Annotated in this window: 16 protein-coding genes; 8 read left to right on the forward strand and 8 right to left on the reverse strand. The window is 54.7% G+C overall.

Annotated features, from left to right (window positions below; genetic code table 11):
• The first annotated feature begins 457 nt into the window (after positions 1–457).
• Complete coding sequence (locus ACTH3S_RS06330; RefSeq protein WP_303596219.1) at positions 458–1345, forward strand: helix-turn-helix transcriptional regulator; 888 nt, start codon at positions 458–460, stop codon at positions 1343–1345.
• A 91-nt stretch (positions 1346–1436) separates the two neighbouring features.
• Here ACTH3S_RS06330 and ACTH3S_RS06335 read toward each other — a convergent pair whose 3' ends face one another.
• The 8 genes from ACTH3S_RS06335 to ACTH3S_RS06370 form a co-directional block, all read right to left on the reverse strand.
• On the reverse strand, positions 1437–2627 hold the full coding sequence (locus tag ACTH3S_RS06335) for a serine hydrolase domain-containing protein (RefSeq protein ID WP_441808177.1): 1191 nt from the start codon (positions 2625–2627) through the stop codon (positions 1437–1439).
• A 46-nt stretch (positions 2628–2673) separates the two neighbouring features.
• Complete coding sequence (locus ACTH3S_RS06340; RefSeq protein WP_441808178.1) at positions 2674–4293, reverse strand: flavin-containing monooxygenase; 1620 nt, start codon at positions 4291–4293, stop codon at positions 2674–2676.
• 172 nt (positions 4294–4465) lie between these two features.
• On the reverse strand, positions 4466–4978 hold the full coding sequence (locus ACTH3S_RS06345) for a protease complex subunit PrcB family protein (protein WP_441808179.1): 513 nt from the start codon (positions 4976–4978) through the stop codon (positions 4466–4468).
• Complete coding sequence (locus ACTH3S_RS06350; RefSeq protein WP_441808180.1) at positions 4975–7644, reverse strand: S8 family serine peptidase; 2670 nt, start codon at positions 7642–7644, stop codon at positions 4975–4977. The genes ACTH3S_RS06345 and ACTH3S_RS06350 overlap by 4 nt, the downstream gene beginning before the upstream one ends.
• A 149-nt stretch (positions 7645–7793) precedes the next feature.
• A complete protein-coding gene (locus tag ACTH3S_RS06355; protein WP_441808181.1) occupies positions 7794–9845 on the reverse strand; it encodes a TRAP transporter large permease subunit in 2052 nt (683 codons plus the stop codon).
• Positions 9846–9860: 15 nt separating this feature from the next.
• Positions 9861–10871 (reverse strand): putative solute-binding protein, encoded by a 1011-nt coding sequence (locus ACTH3S_RS06360; RefSeq protein ID WP_441808182.1) that lies wholly within the window; start codon positions 10869–10871, stop codon positions 9861–9863.
• A gap of 73 nt (positions 10872–10944) precedes the next feature.
• A complete protein-coding gene (locus tag ACTH3S_RS06365; RefSeq protein WP_441808183.1) occupies positions 10945–12009 on the reverse strand; it encodes a hypothetical protein in 1065 nt (354 codons plus the stop codon).
• 271 nt (positions 12010–12280) lie between these two features.
• Positions 12281–12901: a TetR/AcrR family transcriptional regulator gene (locus ACTH3S_RS06370; RefSeq protein ID WP_441808184.1), complete on the reverse strand. Its 621-nt coding sequence runs from the start codon at positions 12899–12901 to the stop codon at positions 12281–12283.
• Between the two features lie 156 nt (positions 12902–13057).
• On the opposite strand from ACTH3S_RS06370, the gene ACTH3S_RS06375 reads away from it, so the two are divergent.
• The 7 genes from ACTH3S_RS06375 to ACTH3S_RS06405 all read left to right on the forward strand — a co-directional run bounded on the left by ACTH3S_RS06375 (position 13058) and on the right by ACTH3S_RS06405 (position 22595).
• On the forward strand, positions 13058–14854 hold the full coding sequence (locus ACTH3S_RS06375) for an acyclic terpene utilization AtuA family protein (RefSeq protein WP_441808185.1): 1797 nt from the start codon (positions 13058–13060) through the stop codon (positions 14852–14854).
• A gap of 23 nt (positions 14855–14877) precedes the next feature.
• Positions 14878–15744, forward strand: coding sequence for an SDR family oxidoreductase (locus ACTH3S_RS06380; protein WP_441808186.1), 867 nt, complete (start codon positions 14878–14880; stop codon positions 15742–15744).
• A 10-nt stretch (positions 15745–15754) separates the two neighbouring features.
• Positions 15755–17371: an acyl-CoA carboxylase subunit beta gene (locus ACTH3S_RS06385; RefSeq protein WP_441808187.1), complete on the forward strand. Its 1617-nt coding sequence runs from the start codon at positions 15755–15757 to the stop codon at positions 17369–17371.
• A gap of 83 nt (positions 17372–17454) precedes the next feature.
• Positions 17455–18612 carry a citronellyl-CoA dehydrogenase gene (atuD, locus tag ACTH3S_RS06390; protein WP_441808188.1) on the forward strand — a complete coding sequence of 386 codons (1158 nt, stop codon included), beginning with the start codon at positions 17455–17457 and terminating at the stop codon, positions 18610–18612.
• 167 nt (positions 18613–18779) lie between these two features.
• Positions 18780–19601 carry an enoyl-CoA hydratase/isomerase family protein gene (locus ACTH3S_RS06395; protein ID WP_441808189.1) on the forward strand — a complete coding sequence of 274 codons (822 nt, stop codon included), beginning with the start codon at positions 18780–18782 and terminating at the stop codon, positions 19599–19601.
• Positions 19602–19786: 185 nt separating this feature from the next.
• Complete coding sequence (locus ACTH3S_RS06400) at positions 19787–21730, forward strand: acetyl/propionyl/methylcrotonyl-CoA carboxylase subunit alpha (protein WP_441808190.1); 1944 nt, start codon at positions 19787–19789, stop codon at positions 21728–21730.
• Positions 21731–21752: 22 nt separating this feature from the next.
• On the forward strand, positions 21753–22595 hold the full coding sequence (locus tag ACTH3S_RS06405) for an SDR family oxidoreductase (RefSeq protein WP_441808191.1): 843 nt from the start codon (positions 21753–21755) through the stop codon (positions 22593–22595).
• The last annotated feature ends 35 nt before the right edge of the window (positions 22596–22630 follow it).

A 22630-nucleotide genomic window follows, 5' to 3' on the forward strand; every position in this document is an offset into this window, starting at 1 on the left:
AAGTGACTCCGCAGGAAGAAAAATTCGTTAACATAGCTTAGGGATTCGCCGCCAAAGATCAACGGCTGATTTATGCAACCCGTAAGGCGCACCGGGCTAGTCGGCCTCTAAGACCGCCAACACGACCATCATAGTACCTTTGTCGTAAGTATTTCATACGGAGGTTCCAGGCCACCACATCCTTTAGGAGGATTTGCTCAACGCAGGCTTGACACCTTTTCCCGGTAAGGCTAGTTCTAAAAGATGAAGCATAAAGGCACGCCAACAGGTGCCTCAATCAGATAATAACAATATTTCCATGACCCACTCCCTCACATACATACTGAAGCCGCCCATGCCGTTGAAGTCTGGCTATCAGTGAAGCCACCAGATGCCCGTTCCGGTAGTTAAAGGTTAAACGGGCCAGGGGAGTGAGAAAATCAGTCTGATCGACTGGATGTCGGAGGGCAAGACAACGATGGCGAGCCTCATTGAATCCGAAGAGTTGCCTGTTTGGGTGCCGGGAGAGGTTCTGACCGCCAGTGATAACCTCGGATGGCTGGATGTCGGGCAGCGCTCTTATCGCTATGCAGGCCTGGATGTCCCGATTCCGCCGATGAACCACTACATGATCGTCCGGTATTTCGAGGGGCAGACGCCCATGGACCGGCGGATTGACAGCCGCTGGACACGGACGACCTGCGTGCCTGGTCACATTTCCCTGTTGAGCCGGGCTCGACCATCACACTGGCATTGGACGCAACAGATCGACGTGTCCCACGTTTACCTTTCCGAAAACCTGATGTCACGAGTTGCACAGGATGTTTTGGGGCGCCCGATATCAGAAGTCAGCCTGCACGATGTTCTTAATGCGGAAGACCCTACCGTTACTTCGATCTCTGACGCCATCCTGGGAGAAACGCGGAATTCTGCGATCGGTGGGCCAACTTATGCCGAGGCACTGGGCCTGCAGCTCAGCGTTCACCTATTGCGAAATTATGCGGATGTAAAGTTCAGGGAAGATCACAGCCAGTCTGGCCTTTCAAAGCGCCAGCGCTCAGCGCTGACCGAGTTCATCTATAGCAATCTACAGCATCAGATCAGCATAGAGCAGTTGTCTGCAGTCACTGGTCTGGGCGTCTGGACTTTCTGCCGGCGATTCAAGGCAAGCTACGGAGTAACGCCTTGCGCACACCTTCTGGACACACGTGTCGAGCAGGCAAAACTGATGTTGGCAAAGAGTTCGCGCCCTATCAAAGCCATCGCAACCGAGTGCGGCTTCTCGGACCAGGCTCATATGACGCGAGCATTCCGACGCAAGCTGAACCTGACACCCGGACAGATCAGGCAATCCCGAAGCCATTAATCCGCGCCTTTCCTTACGCGCCAACTTACTGCAATCACTGCAAATCAACGAGAGCGGTAGCACTCGCGCCACCGCTCCAGTCACCAACCTATCAATTCAGGTTGTTATAAGTTGTCGCCTCGAACTCATAGAATCCGGGATAAGAGGCACAGTCATAATAAGGCAGTATCTGGGTAGCCCAGTATCCACCCACTCCCCTGGCCTTATCAATCCACAGATAGCTATTGGCAAGGCCTGTCCAGGCCATGGATCCGGGGGAGCGCCCGGTAGGTGCCTGTTCACGATTAATCATAAAAGCATGGGACCACCCCTTATCCACCCCGGGCATAAACTCACCACTATTGGCCAGGCTCGGATCAGACGTTTCCCAGAGGCCTATGGGAATGCTGGTGTCAGCGTAACCATCTTTGGCTAGCAGATGTGCCGTTTCGGGTTTCAGTACCCTGCCATATTCACCGGCACCGTCGTTCAGGACCATACGTATGAACTTCATGTAGTCCCTGACCGTTCCATAGAGGCCATGCCCGCCCATGTCCATGACAGGTTTTGCAGGCAGGGCCAACTCAGGAACGGGTACCAACTGCCCGTCCGCGGCTCGCGAATGTATGGTGGCACGGCGCGCCACCATGTCATCGCTGACCGAAAAGGCCGTATCCACCATGCCAAGGGGCTGAAACACACGTTCGTGCATCACCTCACCCAGACGTTGCCCTCGCAGTTTCTCTACCACCAGCCCCAGCCAGTCGGTATTGACTCCATAGGTCCAGGCCTCACCGGGATCGTGCTGAAGTACTGTCTGAATCGATTCCCTGGTGCAGGTGATAATCGATGGAATATCTTTCAGCTCCCGGTATTTCTTGTCCTCAGCGCTGAAAAAATCGTAGCACAGCCCTGAGGTTTGCAAGAGTAGATCACTGACGGTAATCCTGCGTTTGGGTGGCCTCAGCCGGGCCTGCCCGTCCGCACCAAACCCTTCAAGCACATGCAGCTTGTCAATCTCCGGGAGATACTTGCCCACTGGGTCATCAAGCCGAAGAAGCCCTTCCTCAAGCAGTTGAAGTGCACAGACACTGGTAATCGCTTTGGTGGTGGAGAAGATCGCAAACACCGTATCCAGATCCATCGGGGTTTGCTTACCCTGCTCTCTGACTCCCGCCGCACCTTCATAAATGTTGCGCTCCTGATCGGTAACCATAGCTACCACACCGGGGGCACCCCCGTGGCGCCCCGTGGTCTGCCGGAGCACACTGTCCAACGCAGCTTTCATCTTTGGATCGCTCATTTGACACTACCTCTTGTTGTTGTCGGAATAGATCTTTCTGCCTGCTTTACGCGAAGACAAATCCCGGGTAGTTGTTCCTGGCCAGCTCGACACAATGCTGGTTGTAGTTGTTCACCCCGCCGCAATACGACAGCAGCCTCCGGGGCTTGCCCGGTACATTGGTTCCCATATACCAGCTATCCACCAGGGGTAGAAGTGTCTGGTTTGTCACCTCGTCGTGGTGCCGCACCCACTCGTCCTGGCACTCTTTGGTAGGCTCTATCACCGTTTTATCTTCTGCTTTCGCATACTGAATGATATCGGTGATCCACCCTACCTGCTGCTGCAGACAGGTTGTCATGTTGCACAGTGCAGCGGACGGTGCGAGCGGCGCGCCAGTTGTAAATAGATTGGGGTAACCGTGTACCTGAAGCCCCATTGCCGTACGGATTTCATTGCTCCACTCTTCCTTCAGGCTGCAATCTTCCTTGCCGCGTATGTCAATTCGCGTCAGCGCACCGGAGCCGGCGTCAAAACCTGTCGCCAGCACAATAATATCAACTTCATGAACGCTACCGTCCTGCATCAGAACACCCTCGGGGACAATGCCTTCGATCGGTGTCTCGCGGCAGTTCACAGCTTTTACATTAGGTCGCAGGAAGGTTTCCAGATAACCGGTATCCAGCGGAACACGCCGGGTACCGAAACCGTAGCTGGTGGGAATAAGAAGTTTACAAAGATCGGCATCGTTGTTCAGTCGTGCCCGCATTTTTGCACGAACAAATCGGGAGATTTCTTCACTCACCTCCGCTTCAGTGAACATCTCAGGATAGGAGGACAGCCAAAGCGCAAGCGAGCCGTCGTTGTAAAGTTTTTCCAGGGTCTGTTCGCGTTGTTCCGGAGTGTCCGTATGCCAGGACCGCCCATCGAAGTCGTAGTCAAATCCTGCAAAAGTATTCAGAACTTTATCTTTGAGATACGTGAAATTCTTCGACCAGTGCTTCCAATCCTCTTCCGTATATTTCGGGTTTCTCATCGGAATGGTGTACTGAGGTGTGCGCACAAACACCGTGAGGCTCTCTACCTCGGGCGCAATGCTCTGGGTGGCCTGAATGCCGGTAGCACCAGTGCCGATCACGGCAACACGTTTGCCTTTGAGATCTACACCCTCTTTGGGCCAGCGGGAAGTGTGGCAAATCTGGCCCTGAAACGTGGATTGTCCAGGGAAGACATCCTCAAGTGGGGCGGAAAGCATGCCAGTACAGGCAATCAGGTACCTGGCTTCCAACCGGTCACCCTTGTCTGTTCTGATGGCCCAGCTACCGTCTGCCTCTTGCCAATGTGCGGAATCCACCCGGGTATTAAACTCAATGTCCTGATTGAGATCGAGTTTGTCAGCAACATGATTCAGCCACCGCTCGCTTTCAGGTTGCGCAGGGAAACGCTCTGATGGTTGCCAGCTCTCGTAAAGCTCTTTCGAGAACCAGTACTGGTAAATCTCTGCCTGGGAGTCGAAACGGGCACCCGGGTACCGGTTCCAGTACCAGGTACCGCCTACTCCGGAGGCAGATTCAATAACCCGAACACTCATTCCGAGGGACCGTAGCTTGTGCAACTGATACAAACCAGCCACACCCGCACCAATCACTATTGCATCGTAGGAACTAGCATTAGCTTCAACATTCATCTCATACCCCTCGTTTCCTCTATCAGGAAACTTTCTTGTATTTGTTTGTTGGTCGCCAGCACGGGTAAAAAGTGCTGGCAAGCTCAATACTGAGGGGGTAAGAGTGATTGGGTATTGGATGAAACTGGCAAGTTATTGCACATTTCTGGCAGATTCCGCATCGCATTGCGGTTCAGAGTTTTAAAACAAGATCCTTGTCACGAACACCGGATACCCGGATTTCCGACCATTCATTGGCCGGCACGGCGACCACCGCACAGGGAGAAGTAATCGCCTGAGTAACCATGGTTCCGGGGGCCGGCGCGCGTATCGCCATGGAAAGACGCAAAATCTTACCGGCGCGCTCTGCCGACGCCAGACTGACGTTGTAACCGCCTGTAGGCTTCTCTCCCAGGGTTACGAACAGCAGATGCTCCTGTTGCAGATCCACCTGCCGCAGTTGCTGAACGGCCATATTCTGGGTAGGTAATTCCAACAGTTGCTGCAGTCGCTCACTGGTTTGAACATAAGCCAATCCGGGTCCCGTCAGCCCGCAGTGTGCAGACTGGGTAACCTGGCGTACTAGGGGTGCACTGGACTCACTTTCTACTGGCTCTGAAGATGCACAGCCAACCAGCCAAACACACCCGACCAACAAAAAAACCAAAGGTAAGCCCGCCAATACCTTCCTGTATGCTGCAATCAACGCTCTGCTCCGATTGTTTTGGGTGCTGTGCCGCCAGTGTCTGGCAGTTGCTGAATCAGCCTGTAGCCTATAAAAGCAGGGCGAGGCAATACGCCAGGTGTAGCGGCAGATATTGAGGGGCGGGAATAACTGGTTGTCATCCGGACACCCGTGACAGGATCTCCCTGCCTGATCGTGATTTCCTCCCGGAGCCCAGCTACCGGATACTCCGCACAGGCTTCACCAGCATGACAAATCAGCCCATCATTATCCAGATCTGTCCCTGCGACGAGAATGTAGTCGCCAGGAGGCACCTCGTTCAGCATTCTCGGCACCTCACCGTCATCAGGCAAAAATGAAAACTGATACTGTCCGTTTTCTGCCACCGCAATGGTCTGAGCAACGGTTGTGTACCGATCGCCAACGGGCTCTGGATCGACCAAGAGCACAAAATGCCTGCCTGCATCACGGGCCTGCTGGTCTGTCACCCGCTGTCCGATAACCGGGATTTCGAGCCGGCGCAATTCGTCACTTCTGTATTCGATAACTATGGTTGTCCGCTCGGATATACCAGCCTCCAGGGCTTCCGGCAGCAGAGTGACGCTGATGGCGAAATCAGTTCCAGAGTCCCCACTGACTGGCGCTGAATCCAGTCTTAGCCATGGGGCCACAACGGATACGGATCCAATGATAATGTCACTGGGAGCGCTGCCATATACATTCAGGCTCACGCCCGCAGACAGTTCCCCTTCCGTTGAAAGGCTCACAATGGAGGGCGACGCCGTTAAAAAATCCGATACCGTGCCTGCGGCCGCAGCCAAAGCCGACTTACCCGCATCCAGAAGTCCCCAACCCAACTCGGTCGACTTCAGGCAAATCTCGCTGCCACAGGTCAACTTCCCTGTCATCAGCATGTCATTCAGTTGTTCATAACCGAGTGCCGAATTGAGATTCTTCATCAGCGCAAACACCGCCGAGACATGAGGCGCGGCCATCGACGTTCCCTGTAAGCCGATATAGGTTTCCTGAACCGTGCCATTTACCAGCGCTGCACTGGAGCTGCTAACCAGATCACTGCGGCCGTCGGCGTTACCATCACGGCTGGCATCACCGCCAGGTGCAGCAACGTCTATCCAGCTCCCATAATTTGAATAGGATGCCAGAACACCCGCACCATCCACCGCGCTTACAGCAAAAACTTTATCGAAGGCTGCCGGGTAAGAAGCGACAGCAGAAGCGGAATTACCCGCTGCAGCAACGAAGACAATACCCCGGTCCGCTCCATAGGTGATGGCATCCTGCAATGACTGCAAAAAGGGAAGCCCGCCGAGACTCAGATTGACGATTTCGGCCAGAGGCTCTCCACCTGACGGCCCGGCCACCCAGCGGAGGGCCGCCAGCAGATCGGCGGATGAGCCTGTGCCGCCCTCTCCCAGAACCCGAACGGGGAGCAGCGAAGATTTGTAGGCAATACCTGCCCCACCCGCCCCATTCACCGCTGCTGCGATGGTTCCCGCTACATGAGTGCCATGATAAACACTACTGCCCACGGCATTCCCTGGATCCGACGGGTTGCTATCAGGGCCTGGCATGCCATCATTGTCAAATTCTTCTGACACGAAATCCCAACCCTCAATGATATTTGCATTCAAATCACTGTGCCAGTTCCCAGGCGCCCCGAACAGACCTGTATCCATCACCGCAAGGGTAACGCCACTTCCACCATCCGGGGCTATTTGCCATGCAATCGGGGCATTCAGCAGCTCATAATGCCATTGCTGGCCAACGGAGGGGCTGTTGTAGAGAGGCTCATTCAGAGGTGTTTGCATGGCCCGCATTGTGTAATTAGGAGTAACAGAGGCAACGTCGGGACGCTTTTCCAAGGTTCGGATCCACTGCAAGGTCGATTCTTTTGATTGTGTTTGTCGGCTTCGCGCCGCCTGAAGCGGTGCTTTCATCAGCCAGACACCAGGAGCCAGTTCCTTTTGTGGCCCCATAGCCGCTTGCGACCTTGCTGAACGCATAGGCGCTTGGTTGGCACCGGATTTGAGCACAACAATGGCCTGGGAATCCACAAAGTCATGATCCGGCCACTCAAACGCGGTTGCCCGGGCACTGCCAGTAACAGATGTGGAAAGGATATAAAGCATGGGGTCAGAGCCCGCTGCTTCAACCTGCAAAGTATATGTGCCGGTTGGCTCGGTGCTCGGTAGCGAAACCCGAACCTGATCCGGCTGGTTGTGTGTGGAAACCGTTTCTACAACGCCACTCTTGTTTATTAACGACAAGGTGAGCGGAGATGGCCCCTCGCTTGTTGAGAATGGCTGCAAATAGACGCTCTGACCCTGGCGTATAGTGATGGAGAAGGCATCAACAGAGTCGGTTGAATAGTCCAAATCGCTCAAGCCAGAGTAAGTGCCGCTGTTCGCACTTACATAGCCCGCCAAAATGAATTCCTGAGGTAATAGCTGGGGCCCCGGAGATGGGCGCGGATTAAGCGCCAAACTGGCCGCATTGTCTGCATCCACCCGAGTACCGGTTTCAATGTCGATGGCGCCCGAGAGCGCAATATCGACAAATGCTGGTTCAGGCTCATTGCCGTTAGAGTTGCCGCAACCCCACAGTGCCGTGATAAGCCCCGCCAGCACGGCAAACCTGTAAAGCGCTGCCTGTATGTTAACCGGCATCCACAACAGCCCCTGTTTTTTAGACAAGTTATCAGTATACGCTACGCATGCTCAGCCAGATGTTAAGGAACACGCAGGCCTGAATACGCAGACACAAAAAAGCCACCTCAAAAAATATCTGAGACGGCTTTAACTGTAGAAGATAAACCTCAAATCGCGTAGAAAATCATGGGTACAAAGGCTACCAGCAGAAGCGTTGGCCCCATGACAGCAACCGGTAACAACAGCCGCTCGTAGCGGTGCCAAAATGACCCCATGCGTTCGGCTGCAAGCACCTCGCTCTCGCCTACAACCTGGCGGGTAAGTAAATGATTCAGCGCTACGGGCGGGCTGAGATAACCCAACTCAAAGGCCACCAGGCACACAATCCAGAAATGCAACGGATCAATACCCAGCTGAATCACTGGCTGCGCGATGGTTGCCGACACCAGAATAACCGCACCAAAGGGATCCATAACCATGCCGATCACCGTCAGCATCACTACGATCACCAACATTGCAATCCAGGGGCTGGCCAAGTGCTCAGGAAACAGAACCTGAACTATATCAGAGCGCTCAAGAATGCCTCCCAGACAAATGGAGAAGCCGATCAGTGCCAGTAATGCTCCAATATGCACGGCAGAATCACTGGCTGCAGCGCAACTGCGCTCCCAGAAGGCCTTAAAACGGGTGTCACTGTCTTCACGGCTGTTGCTGTCAGCATCAAGAAACACCAGTGCAAGCATTACGAGCGGCAGAATCAACGGCGCGCTGTACTCATTGAAGGACAGGCCAAGCACCACATATATGCCGAATATCACCGCGACAGCCAGGGCCACATAAGGTAGCAATGGCTTGAGCTGTTCCAGTGACGCCTTAAAAGCGCCCAATGCTGGGCGTGGCCGCCAATTGCCTTCTGTTTTACATACAATCAGAGAGAACAGCGTGGCCGAAAACAGAAATACCCATAAGCCCCAATCATACATTTCAGTAGTGGTCACTTCTTTATTCAGGGCCGCAACCACCACAATCAGCAAGCAGGGGTTCAGCACCACGCCGAGGCTTCCAGACATAGCCGTTGTTGCAAGTGCAAGCTGCCGCCCGGCACCCGCTCGGCGCAGCTCATCATAAACGACGCCACCAACCGCAAGGATGAAAATACCAGAGGCACCGGTGAATGCCGTGGGGAATGCCGTCGCAAATATAATGACCGACGCCAGCATAGGCGCAGGCAAGTTGTAGGGCTTGATTACGTTCAACAACAACTCTGGTAAGCGGGTCTGCTTCAGTATCATACCCACCAACACATAGAGGCCGATATTGATGAACATCGAAGACAGGTTAGACATCATGCCAAAGTAGATGGCTAGCCCTGAAGCGTAGCCATCTGCAAAGAAGAAATAACTCATGGCAATCAAACCCATAACGCAATAAAGCGGCACCACCAAGCCTGAAGACAGCGCCAGCGCCCCGGGCCTTATGTGCTTTGGAACATACAAAAAGCGCATGGCATTAATGACCATGAACAGCCCAAATACGCCTGTCCACGCATATTGGAGCATGGCTGTAGACTCAGCCCCCGGCGAGCTGGCCAATCGGCCCAAGTAGGCATGCATTGAGAACACCATGGTGCCATTAACCATGAACTGTACAGCCTGGCTCAGGCGCCACTCTGAACGGTTCCTGGGCAACCTCAGTGCTATGTGATCGGCATCCATGGCAGCCACTGCAGCCGCCATCGCAAAGAGGGCGATAAACAGGTATTTGGTAAGCTCGATGTTGTCCAGCAGAAAGCTCGCCAACCCCTGCTCAACGGTTTTGAATACCCCTAACGCGGGCGTAGCCTGCTCAACGTTTTTTTGATACGCCGCATATTTCTCTTCGCATAATGCAAAATTCCGCTCCAGTGAGGTTCGAATGGCTTCAGGGTTGGGTGGAGAATCAAACAAATCGTCCGGGTCTGGCTTGTAGGCATTCACCCGTTTGCGTACTTCGGCGTCTACGTTCATTTTCAGGCGACAGGACGGCTCCGTGGCATCCGGGTTCAGCAGATAGTAGTTCGGCCACACTTGCTCGCCTACCCAAAGCAGGCGCGAATGGAGTGAGTTACCCATCCCCAGAATCAGAGTAAAGAACAGCAGCAACAACAAAATGGCCCCGTGCATTTTATGCACGGGATAAAGCGTTCTTGCGGACGGGGCAGACAATGCTCGCCAGTTCATGCGTGATCTGCCCTTTTATTCCCGGTTATCCGAGGTGCACTCTGAAGCAGAGGGGTTGCTCGAGCAGCGAATCTTGCTCAGCAAACCCAGCATCTTTGGGTGATACACATCCGGTGCACCATTAAGACCGTCACGCATTTCGATGCGGTTCTGACGGAACATCTCCTGATACCCCTGTATATCCTTCTCCGGAATGCGAATCCATTTATCTTCTGGAATAGCCTCTTCTTGCTTGTTGATCAGGTTCATAGCCTGAGGATACATATCCCAGGCAACCTGCCGGGCCGCCTGGGCGGTTTCATCGTCCAATACGTCGTCGCGAGAGATAATCTGAATAGTCAGTTGCGCCAAAGGGTAATCCACTATACCGCCTTTATCGCCCAGTCCTTTGTAGAGCTCAAGCGCTTCATACGCGAAGGCCGGTGCATAGGCGGTATCAACAGAGCCGTTGTTAAACTTGCCCGCAAAGTTAGTGATATCCGAAGGCACTACCGTTGCCTTCACAAAGTTCACCATATGAATGGCGTCTTTCTGGTAATCCAGGGTGGCCATCCGCTTGCCGGCCAAATCGCCCGCTGTATCCATACTTCGATCGTTCACAAACAGGTAACCGGCACCTGCAGGCACAATGCCTAAAACCTCATAACCGTCCCGTTTCATGAGCGAGGCTGCTTTAGGCTGGGCCAGTGTCGCCAGAAGTGTCTTCAGGTCGTCATAGGTAGGAAGTGCACCAACGGCACTTACAGTGCCTGTAAAGCGGTTAAAAGGACGGGTACGCAGATCCGTTGCCGCCACGGCATCACACTGGCCGGCGTTAAAATCACCTACGGCCACGCCTTCATCGGTGTAGGGCTTAAGTTCGAAGTCGACGCCGTGGGATTTCATCTCCAGCGCATAGTCCTTGACCATGTTGTAGATGTCACCGTTTGCACCAATCACGTCGAACACGCACATTTTTACAGTCTGAGCCGACGCTATAGGTGCCACGGCTGCAAGAGTCAGGGCAACGAGAGATTTGCGGATCATAACGACCTCCGGGTCATTTTGTGTTTGTTGTGTATACATCAAGCGGCCGAATACGGGCGCCGGAGCCGCTGATTCAGAGCAAATCGTCCAGGCTCATGGTTTCAACGTTTTCGGTATCGCGCTCCGGGCTCATTTTGCCGAAGTACGTCTGCGGCGTGCGGTAGCCATACTGAGCAGTCCAATGTTTGTCTGAGGTAAAACGAATGACCCGTCCGGCTATGCTGTCCACCAGACGATATTCATCCCAAACCTCGATCGTGTTTTCAGCCTCTGCAAAACGGCGGACAACATCGGCCAGTACGTCTGGACGACCGAAGGTTTCGGCAGCAACAGCCTCAACGGCCATAGAGGCACGAATGCCGGCCCTTACACCAACGGCAGAACTGTTCTTCAACACCATCCATGGGTCTGGTGCCAGTTCTGGCTGGGTATCTGGCAACAGCAGCCAAACCAGTGCCCGGATGGCATTAGGCAAGCCGCCCAGCTTTTCGTTATCAACACAGGTTGCTGCACGCTCTGCCTGAGGCGCAATGTTTCGGGGCATACCCGCTCGGGCACCGGAGTTGGCATCGTTCACCACCGCTTGCATACCGGTCAGCAAGCCAAGTAGAAACGTCATTTCATCTTGTTCGTCGAGCAAAAAAGGACACTTTAACGGCTCTTTGGAGGGGTCGAAATCATAGGCCGCCATAGCTCGACGGAATGCCACCAGGCGACGCTCGGCGGTAAGGGCGTATAGGCGCTTAGACTGTTCCCGGGCATCCTTGGCGGCCGGTACGTTACCTTCATAATCCCCACGCAAATAGGCCAATTCGGCCTCCCATGCCTGATATTCAATACAATTGCCAGCCAGCAGCATCAGCAACGACCCGGTTGTATCCGGCGCGTCGTTAATCCGGGAAAAGGAATACAGTAAAGGATCAATCCCCTCCCCAAGAGCACATGCCATCTCTGGGTCGGACATCTGCATAACATAAGGTGTGGCTTCGCCTTCGGAGTAACCCGCAAGCACAGCGCCGGTGGTTTTATAAATGGGGTTTGCGGAACAGCCAGCAAACAAAACTGCCGTTGCCAGTAAAACCAGATTACTGCGTACCGCTACCAGACGGCGTGCATGAATTGCCAGTACGGACATCATAAATCACCCTGCTCTGCTTTGTTTTTATCAGCGTGAATCACAACGAGTTCTGTGATTCCGGAGGGCAAGAGTGCGTTGAAAGCGGTGCTACAAAAATGGCTGGTTTGCCGATTCGGTCATGCCGATTAGGCCAATGGCCCAGTACGAACGAGATTTTGTGGGAATATCTTGATTTAAAACAATAGCTTTACGGAAACCGGCAAACTGGCACTCATTTATTGTGTTCGTTACGGATAGGCAACCGGCCTTTTAAAATCTGCCGAATAGCTGCTCATGGCTGTGTTAGCCCCAGCATCGCAATCACCTGATCGGTTAGCCCTTCCAGGGTCAAGCCACCCCGTTCCGGCCGATACCAGGTCACCGTCCAACTCAGTGCACCCGCAAGCATGCGCCGTACGACAAAAGGATCGGCGATCAAGGCACCCTCTTCTTTTAATGCGTTCAACACTTCCAGCCATAAGGCCTCATATATATCGCGAAGGATCAGCACATCTGTTTGAGAAGCTTCAGATAAACTGCGCCACTCAAAAACCAGAACCGCCATGGCTTCACCGGTTTGGCCATTAATCGATTCCAATTCTGCGCGAACCAATGCCTTTAACTTTTCACGGCCAGAGCCAGCTGCGTTCATAGCCGCCCGCATAACAGCCGTATTCAACCGGATGGCTTCAACCATGACCGCCTTCAGAATTTCTTCTTTGGTGCGAAAGTGGTGAAACAAACTTCCGGATTGAATACCCACCGCCGCAGCCAGATCCCTAACCGTGGTTCGCTCATAGCCCTTGTCGCGAAACAACCCTGCAGCTTCGCGCAGCAGGCGACCGCGAGCGCTGTCAGGATCTGAAACCAGATTATCGGCAATAAGTGACTGAAGTATTTTTTCTTGATTCACGGGCGTATCCAGTGGCCTTAACAGAATGTGCATTCTACCTGAAATTTACCTGTTTACATACCAAGCGCTTGCTTGGTATGGTTCGATTAATGGATCACTCGTTAGCCTCACCATCAGCACTAAGTCGGGGCAAACACAGAAACAGGATGCATTTACATGGCTGACTCACCAAAAACTGTTCGTATCGGTTGTTCCTCCGCATTCTGGGGCGACACCGAGACCGCTGCAGCACAACTCGTCCATAAGGGCGATATTGACTATCTGGTTGCCGACTACTTGGCCGAAGTCACCATGTCGATCATGGCGGGCCAGAAGATGAAAGACCCCAGCCAAGGCTACGCCCGGGATTTTGTTGAAACTGTTATGGGCCCGTTGCTTGGCGACATTAAAGAGAAAGGTATTCGGGTGCTGGCCAACGCCGGCGGTGTAAACCCGGTGGCTTGCCGTGACGCTCTGCAAGCGCTGTGCGAAAAGGCTGGCGTAGAAATGAAAATCGCCCTGGTGCTGGGTGACGACCTACTGCCGAAAAAACAAGCGCTAAGCGAAGCCGGCATAACCGAAATGGCCACCGGCGCACCCATGCCGCCAATGATGGTGAGCCTGAACGCCTACCTTGGCGCGCCTGGCTTGGTAGAAGCTCTGGATCAGGGCGCTGACATTGTTCTGACCGGCCGTGTGGTAGACAGCGCTTTGATACTCGCGCCTCTGGTTCACGAGTTTGGCTGGGATTGGAAAGATTACGACAAACTGGCCCAAGGCAGCCTTGCCGGTCACTTGCTGGAATGTGGCGCACAATCAACGGGCGGCAACTTTACCGATTGGGAAGATATTGCCGACGGTTTTGCCGATATGGGCTTCCCCGTTGCCGAAGTCAGTGCAAATGGTGAATTTGTGATGACCAAGCCGGAAGACACCGGTGGCCAGGTAAGCCGTGGCACCGTGGCTGAGCAACTGGTTTATGAAATCGGCGACCCCCGCGCTTACTTGCTGCCAGACGTTGTTTGCGACTTTACCGACGTAGAGTTGGAAGAAAGCGGGAAAGACCGCGTAACCGTTCGCGGCTCCCGTGGCTTAGCCCCTACAGACAGCTACAAGGTTTCCGGCACCTGGCCTGATGGCTTCAAGTGCACGGCCACCTTCCTGCTCGCTGGCATAGATGCGCCCAAAAAAGCACAAGCAGTTGCCGAAGCGATCCTCACAAAAACATCCCGCCTCTTCCAAGAGCGCGGTCTGGCCGATTACACGGAAACCAGCATCGAATTGCTGGGTACCGAAACCACCTATGGCAAGCAAGGCCGTGGCCAGGACAGCCGGGAAGTGATCGTGAAAATCAGTGCAGCCCATGCGAAGAAGGGCGCACTGGTGCTTTTCTCTCGGGAAATCGCCCAAGCCGCTACAGGCATGGCACCAGGCCTGACCGGTATTGTGGGTGGTCGCCCAAGCGTTATGCCCAAAATCCGCTTGTATTCCTGCTTGGTTCCAAAGAACGAAGTCGTTGTATCGGTTGACCTTAACGGTCAGGCGGCCTCGGTTGAAATAGAATCTGCGGGTGGGTTTCAGCCCGGCCAAATTGCCGAACAGTCTCCAGGCAAACCTGCTACTGCAACCGACACTACAGTTCGTCTGGTCGACTTGGCCTGGGCCCGTAGCGGTGACAAAGGTGACCACAGCAACATTGGTGTTATTGCCCGTGATCCGGAATTTGTTCCGTTTATCGAAGCTGCGCTAACAGAAGAAGCCGTAGCACAATGGATGGCCCACACCCTGGCCCCCACAACCGGCAGGGTGACTCGCTGGGCGCTGCCCGGGTTCCACGCATTCAACTTTCTTCTGGAACACAGCCTGGGTGGCGGTGGCATAGCCAGCCTGCGCATTGATCCCCAAGGCAAAGCATTCGCCCAACAATTGCTCGAGTTTCCGGTGCCGGTACCTACCGGGCTGGTTCGCGCCTGAACGTTGAATAAGGTCTTATAAATATGAGCTATCAATCAATTTTTCACCCTGAGCTATTCAAAGGTCAGACAATCATCGTAACCGGCGGCGGTTCAGGTATCGGCCGCTGCACCGCCCACGAACTCGCAGCCCTTGGTGCCCGGGTTGCGCTGGTTGGTCGTAAGATCGAGAAAGTGGAAGCTGTAAAAGCAGAAATCACTGAAGACGGCGGCATTGCCTCGGCCCATTCTTGCGATATCCGTGAGGAAGAGTCTGTAAAAGCAACTGTTAAGGCGATCATTGCAGAACACGGTGGCCTGAACGGCGTGGTGAACAATGCCGGTGGCCAGTTCCCTTCCCCACTGGCAGGCATCAACCAGAAAGGCTGGGAAACCGTGGTTCGCACCAACCTTACTGGCGGTTTTCTGATTGCCAGAGAAGCCTATACCCAGGCCCTGGCAAAAACCGGCGGCGCTATCGTGAACATCGTGGCGGATATGTGGGGCGGCATGCCTGGCATGGGCCACTCAGGCGCAGCAAGAGCCGGCATGGTGAACTTCACCCAAACCGCCGCTGTGGAATGGGGCACCTCCGGTGTTCGCGTAAACGCGGTTGCACCTGGCTGGATTGCATCTAGCGGTATGGATAATTACCCCACGCATATGAAGGAGTGGATTCGCGGCCTTGCCGACAATGTGCCCATCAAGCGCTTGGGCACGGAATCCGAAATCAGCGCAGCTATCTGCTTCCTGCTGAGCCCGGGCGCTGCCTTTGTTAGCGGTGACTGCCTGCGCATCGACGGTGCAGCCTCCCAGGGCACCCGCATGTGGCCACTGCCCAAAGCGAAGAACAACGAGCCGTTCAACGGCTTCCATCGGGCAATCGCGCCTAAAGTACTCAGCGAGGATTGAGGCAACTCTTATGCAACCACTGGAAAGCAGCGTTAATCCACAATCCGACGAGTTCCAAGGCAATACCGATGCGATGAGCGAGCACGTTCAGACCTTCCGAGATGTGGAGCAGAAGGTTCTTGATCTGGCGGAAGCGGCACGGGAAAAGTTCACCAAGCGGGGCAAACTCCTGCCTAGAGATCGCATTAACCGGTTGCTGGATCGTGGCACGCCCTTCCTGGAGCTGTGTTCTCTGGCTGGCTACAAAATGCACGACGACAAAGACGGCAGCATGGCGGGTGGCAACATCATCGCTGGCATAGGCACCGTCAGCGGTATTCGCTGCCTGATCTTTGCCAGCAACAGCGCCATCAAGGGCGGCACCATCACACCTGCCGGCTTGGATAAAACTCTGCGTCTTCAGCAGATTGCCAAAGAGAACAAACTACCGGTTGTGTCACTTTCCGAAAGCGGCGGAGCCAACCTGAACTACGCCACGGATATTTTTGTGCAGGGTGCGCGTGGCTTTGCCAATCAGGCAAGAATGTCTGCAGCGGGCATTCCCCAGGTTACGGTTGTTCACGGTAACGCCACCGCCGGTGGTGCCTACCAACCGGGGTTGTCTGACTACGTGGTCGCCATTCGTGGCAAAACCAAAATGTTCCTGGCCGGCCCGCCACTGCTAAAAGCCGCAACCGGCGAAATAGCCGATGACGAAGAGCTCGGTGGCGCAGAAATGCACGCGCAAGTTGCCGGCACCACCGAATACCTGGCCGAAGACGATGCCGACGGCATTCGCCAGGCCAGAAACATCATGGAAGCCCTACCCTGGAATGAGCAATTGCCAGTTCAGCGCGAACTAAAATGGGACGAGCCGGTTCATTCTCCAGAAGAGCTGTTGGGGGTTATCCCCTCAGACTCCAAAAAGCCTTACGACGTGCGTGAAATTCTGGTGCGCATTGCTGATGGCTCTAAGTTCATGGACTTCAAAGACGAGTTCGACAATCAAACCGTGTGTGGCACCATCCGCATTGAAGGTCACTCGGTTGGCATCATCGGCAACAACGGCCCAATCACCCCGGCTGGCAGTGCCAAGGCAGCTCAGTTTATCCAACTGTGCGACCAAGCCGGCACACCGCTTTTGTTCCTGCACAACACCACTGGCTTTATGGTGGGCACCCACTCAGAGCAGAACGGCATCATCAAGCACGGCTCTAAAATGCTGCAAGCCGTTGCCAACTGCCGGGTACCAAAGATTGCTGTGGTGATTGGAGGCTCCTATGGCGCGGGCAACTACGCCATGTGTGGCCGAGGCCTGGACCCAAGATTCATCTTCGCGTGGCCAAACAGCCGTACCGCCGTTATGGGCCCAGCTCAAGCTGGCAAGGTGATGCGCATCGTGGCGGAGGACAAGCAACGCCGCAGCGGTATTGAGCCAGACCCAAAGACGCTGGATTTCCTCGAGCAAGCCACAGCCAAAAAACTGGAAGACGGCTCCACCGCGCTGTTCGGTACAGCTCGACTCTGGGACGACGGCCTGATTGATCCACGGGATACCCGGCGAGTAGTGGCCCTTGTACTAGACGTATGCCGCGAAGCCGAGATCCGTCAGTTACGGCCGAATACATTTGGCGTGGCCCGCCTCTAAGGCGCCCAAACTATTGAACTTAAAAATGGCCTGCTCGTAGCAATGAACGTGCAGGCCAGAACAAAACACCAGGAGAACACAGCATGAAATTTACCCCTGAGCACGAAGCCCTGAGAAAAACAGTCCGCGATTTCGTACAGAAGGAAATCAACCCCCATTGCGACGAGTGGGAAGAAGCCGGCAAATTCCCAATTCACGAACTTTTCAAAAAAATGGGTGACCTCGGCCTGCTGGGCATTCAAAAGCCAGAAGAATACGGCGGCATGGGTCTGGATTACAGCTACAACCTTGTAGCTGCAGAAGAGCTTGGCCTAGCCGGCTGTGGCGGCGTGCCTCTGGCAATTGGCGTGCAAACCGACATGTGTACCCCGGCCATTGCGCGCTTTGGTTCCGACGAACTGAAGCGCACCTTCCTGGCACCGGCTATTGCGGGTGACATGGTTGGTTCTATTGGCGTGAGTGAAGTAGGCGCGGGTTCCGACGTAGCAGGTTTGAAAACCACCGCTAAAAAAGACGGCGACGACTACGTCATCAACGGCTCCAAAATGTGGATCACCAACAGCCCAAGTGCTGACTTCATTTGCTTGCTGGCTAACACCAGCGACGACAAGCCGCATAAGAACAAATCAATGATTGTGGTACCCATGAATTCTCCTGGGATTACCATGAGCCCGCACCTGAACAAATTGGGCATGCGCTCTTCCGAAACCGCTCAGGTTTTCTTTGACGACGTACGCGTACCCCAGCGTAACCGCGTGGGCGCCGAAGGTACTGGCTTTATGATGCAGATGCTTCAGTTCCAGGAAGAGCGCATGTGGGCCGCAGCCAACTCAATCAAAGGGTTGGAAAACTGCATCAACCAGACCATCGAATACACTCGCGAGCGCAAAACCTTTGGTCAGCCACTGATCAACAACCAGGTTATTCACTTCCGTATGGCTGAGCTGCAATCAGAAGTAGAGGCCCTGCGCGCGATCACCTACCAAGCGTGTGAACTACACATTGAAGGCAAAGACGTGACCAAACTTGCCTCCATGGCCAAGCTGAAAGCTGGCCGTTTGGGCCGTGAGGTGACCGACAGCTGCTTGCAGTACTGGGGCGGCAACGGCTACATGTGGGACAACCCCGTATCACGCGCATACCGTGACGTTCGGTTGGGTTCTATCGGCGGTGGTGCTGATGAAATCATGCTGGGCATTATCTGTAAGTTCATGGGCACGCTTCCCGGCAAAAAATCATAACGAAACAGCTTTAACTTTGGCGAAGGCCCGGCAGACCGATACCCCGTTTCAGGACACGCCCACGAGTACGTCCCTGTAGGGCTCGGCTCGGGCCATCCCTGGCCCTCAACGGTCCTGAAACGGGGTATCGGCCCACCGGTCCCAGACATTATTCTTGGAGTCGTTTTATGGAAACCTTGCCTCACTGCGAAACACTGCTTCTGGAAAAACAAGGCCCAACCCTGCACGTCACTATCAACCGGCCGGACTCCCGGAACGCCATGAGCCTGCAAATGGTCGCCGAGTTGTCTGCCATATTTACCGAAATAGAATCTGACGCCAGCATACGTGCCGTGGTTATCCGTGGTTGTGGTGGTCACTTCTGCGCCGGTGGCGACATCAAAGACATGGCTGGCGCCCGCAATCAGGAAGCCGGCGAAGGCGAAGCCGACCCGTTCTACCGCTTAAACCGAGCCTTTGGGCAGATGCTCCAGCAGGTGAATGAATCGTCGAAAGTGGTCGTTGCCGTAACTGAAGGCGCCGTCATGGGCGGCGGTTTTGGCCTGGCCTGTATATCAGACGTTGCCATTGCAGGGCCCACCGCCAAGTTCGGCATGCCTGAAACCTCCCTCGGTATCATCCCGGCCCAGATCGCGCCGTTTGTAGTCGAACGCATCGGCCTGACCCAGGCTCGCCGGCTTGCGCTGCTTGGTTTGCGAATCGGAGCCGCCGAGGCCTGCGCACTGGGTATTGTTCACCAAACTGCAGAATCAGATGAAGAAGTGGAAGAGATGTTGGCTCAAGCACTGGATCGCATTCGCCACTGCGCCCCCAACGCCACTGCCCAAACCAAAGCCCTGCTTCACCGGGTTGGTCACGAATCCATGAGTGGATTGCTGGACAGTGCCGCAGACATGTTCGCAAAAGCTGTCCGAGGCAACGAAGGCGCCGAAGGCACCATGGCATTCATGCAAAAGCGCCCAGCTGCTTGGGCAGGCACGAAGGAATAACGAGGAGCGATTGGGCAGGGAGCGCTTCCAGAAAATGTAGAGGGCCAAGGACGGCCCGAAACAAGCGCACATGGATGTGCTTGTAGCGGTTTTCTGGAAGCGCTCCCTGCCAAATCGCGGACTGGCACAAAGTTACAAGATTCCGCGCCCAACTGCGGACTGCACAAATTTACGGGATCAGCAAAATGCTAAAAAAACTACTCATAGCAAACCGGGGCGAAATCGCAGTCCGCGTTATTCGCACCGCCCAAGCCCTAGGATACCGCACCGTTGCCGTATATTCCGAGGCAGACGCCAACGCCATGCACACAGAGATCGCCGATGAAGCCGTTTGCATAGGCCCGGCGCAAGTTGCCGCCTCCTATTTGAACGCCAGCGCCATACTCGATGCTGCCCGCAAAACCGGCGCCGATTGCATTCACCCCGGATACGGCTTCCTGTCCGAGAACGCCGACTTTTCCAATGCCTGCAAAGAAGCCGGCATCGTATTCGTAGGTCCGCCAGCGGGCGCCATCGAGCTGATGGGTAGCAAGCGTCGCTCCAAAATTGCCATGCAAAAGGCCGGCGTGCCCGTGGTTCCCGGTTACGAAGGCGACAACGCCAGTGACGACGAACTCATCGCAGCCGCAACCGATATCGGCTACCCGCTGATGATCAAAGCCTCCGCCGGTGGCGGTGGCCGGGGCATGCGCCTGGTAGAAGATGAATCCCAGTTGGCCGACAACATCAAGCGCGCCAGATCCGAATCCAAGCAAGCCTTCGGCGACGACGAGCTGATTCTCGAAAAAGCCGTTATCGAGCCACGCCATGTGGAAATCCAAGTCTTCGCAGACCAACACGGCAACGCCGTTTACCTTGGCGAGCGAGACTGCTCCATACAGCGTCGCCACCAAAAAGTGGTGGAAGAAGCACCCTCTCCCTTCGTAACTCCCGAACTCCGGGCGTCAATGGGCGAAGCTGCCGTTAAAGCGGCACTTGCCTGCAACTACGAAGGCGCAGGTACCGTCGAATTCCTCGTCGACAACGACCGAAACTTCTACTTCCTGGAGATGAACACCCGCCTGCAGGTAGAGCACCCGGTTACCGAACTCATCACCGGCCAAGATCTTGTGTCCTGGCAGATGACCGTTGCGGAAGGCTTGCCGCTACCCTTGGCGCAGGATGATATTGAACTGAACGGCCACGCCATCGAAGTACGACTCTACGCAGAAGATCCCTCCAATGGCTTCACGCCGCAAACCGGCCCGCTGCACATCTTTAAGCCTGCCGAAGGCGAAGGCCTGCGCTTTGATACCGGCGTGCGCTCTGGGGATGAAGTTACGCCGCATTATGACCCTATGCTTGCGAAGGTTATCGTCTGGGGAGAAAACCGCGATGAAGCACGCCGTCGCCTGATCCGCGCCTTGGAAGACACCACCGTGTTTGGTGTAACCACCAACCGGTACTTCCTCAGCCGAATTATTGCCGACAGCAAATTTGGTGCAGGCGAAGCGACCACCGCATTCCTGCAGCAAGAATTTAGTGAAGACCCCTCGCTGCAACCCGCTCAATTGGATATTCGCCAACTCGCGCTCGCCGCCTGTGTGTTAGCCCATGGCACAGCGAATCAGCAAGCATGGAGCAACGCGCCAGCAACCATAACACCAATGAAACTCAACACTGGTGAATCAACGGTTGAACTACTGGTGCACAACAAAGACAACGTGCTGTTCTGCAGACTGGGCGACCAACAGCACGAAATAGTGATCGCAAGCATCGAAGAAAGTGCTTTGTGCATTATCGACAATGGAATTCGTCAGCGTTGCCAATACCACCGGGACGGGGATTCTCTATATTTGCAGGCATTCGGTGAATCCTGGAGCGTTACTGACCTTACCCACCAACCTGCTTCAGGCGGCAATGGTGCTGGCAGCGGGCGTATCCAAGCTTCAATGGACGGTGCCATTATCGACGTATTGGCCGAAGCAGGCCAAACCGTTCGCCAAGGCGATACGTTAGTCGTGCTGGAAGCCATGAAAATGGAACACCCAGTTAAGGCCGATTGCGACGGTGTTGTTAGCGAAATCCTGACCCAAAAAGGCGATCAGGTAAAACGTAAGCAGTTGCTCGTAGAAATCACCACCGACTGAACATCCGAATAGGACAACAAACATGAACACTTTGGATCAAAAAACAGTCTTTATTACCGGCGCCAGCCGCGGCATTGGGCGCGCGATTGCGCTGGCGTGCGCCCGCCAGGGTGCGAACGTCATCATCGCGGCTAAGTCAGACGCGCCACATCCGAAGCTCCCAGGTACCATCCACTCGGTAGCCGAGGAAGTTCGCGAAGCCGGCGGCCAGGCTCTGGCTCTGGTACTGGATGTACGGGATGAAGATCAGATTAAGCAACGGATTGACGAGGCTACCGAGCATTTTGGCGGCATTGACGCCCTCATCAACAACGCCGGTGCAATTCGCCTGAGCGGCGTGGAAAAACTGAAAGTCAGCCGCTTCGACTTGCTGCACCAAGTGAATGCTCGCGCAGTGATGGCCTGCAGCCAAGCTGCCCTGCCTTGGCTTAAAAAATCTGGCCGTGGCCACATCTTGAGCATGTCGCCGCCACTGAACCTTGATCCAAAGTGGTTCGCACATTTCGGGCCCTACACGTCCACAAAATACGCCATGACCATGATCAGCATTGGCATGGCGCAAGAATTCAAGCGTTACGGTATCGCCGTGAACACTCTATGGCCAAAAACCGTGATCGCCACCGCTGCTATCCAGCATGAAGCCGGTGGGGAGCAACTGATGGCCCAGGGTCGGACGCCAGAAATTATGGCAAATGCCGCTGTAAGCATCCTGAATCGATCCGTAGACGAGATGACCGGCCAGAACTTAATCGACGAAGACGTACTTCGCCAAGACGGCGTAACTGACTTCGAAGGCTACCGGTACAAGGCTGGCGACAAACCCCTGCTGCCAGATCTTTACCTAGACCTTGGACTCATAGAATAAGTGCAGCACTTTGGACCAGCAGGTAGAGGTAGGAG

Origin of the sequence: Marinobacter sp., from assembly GCF_052094685.1 — a bacterium.
Lineage (GTDB): Bacteria > Pseudomonadota > Gammaproteobacteria > Pseudomonadales > Oleiphilaceae > Marinobacter.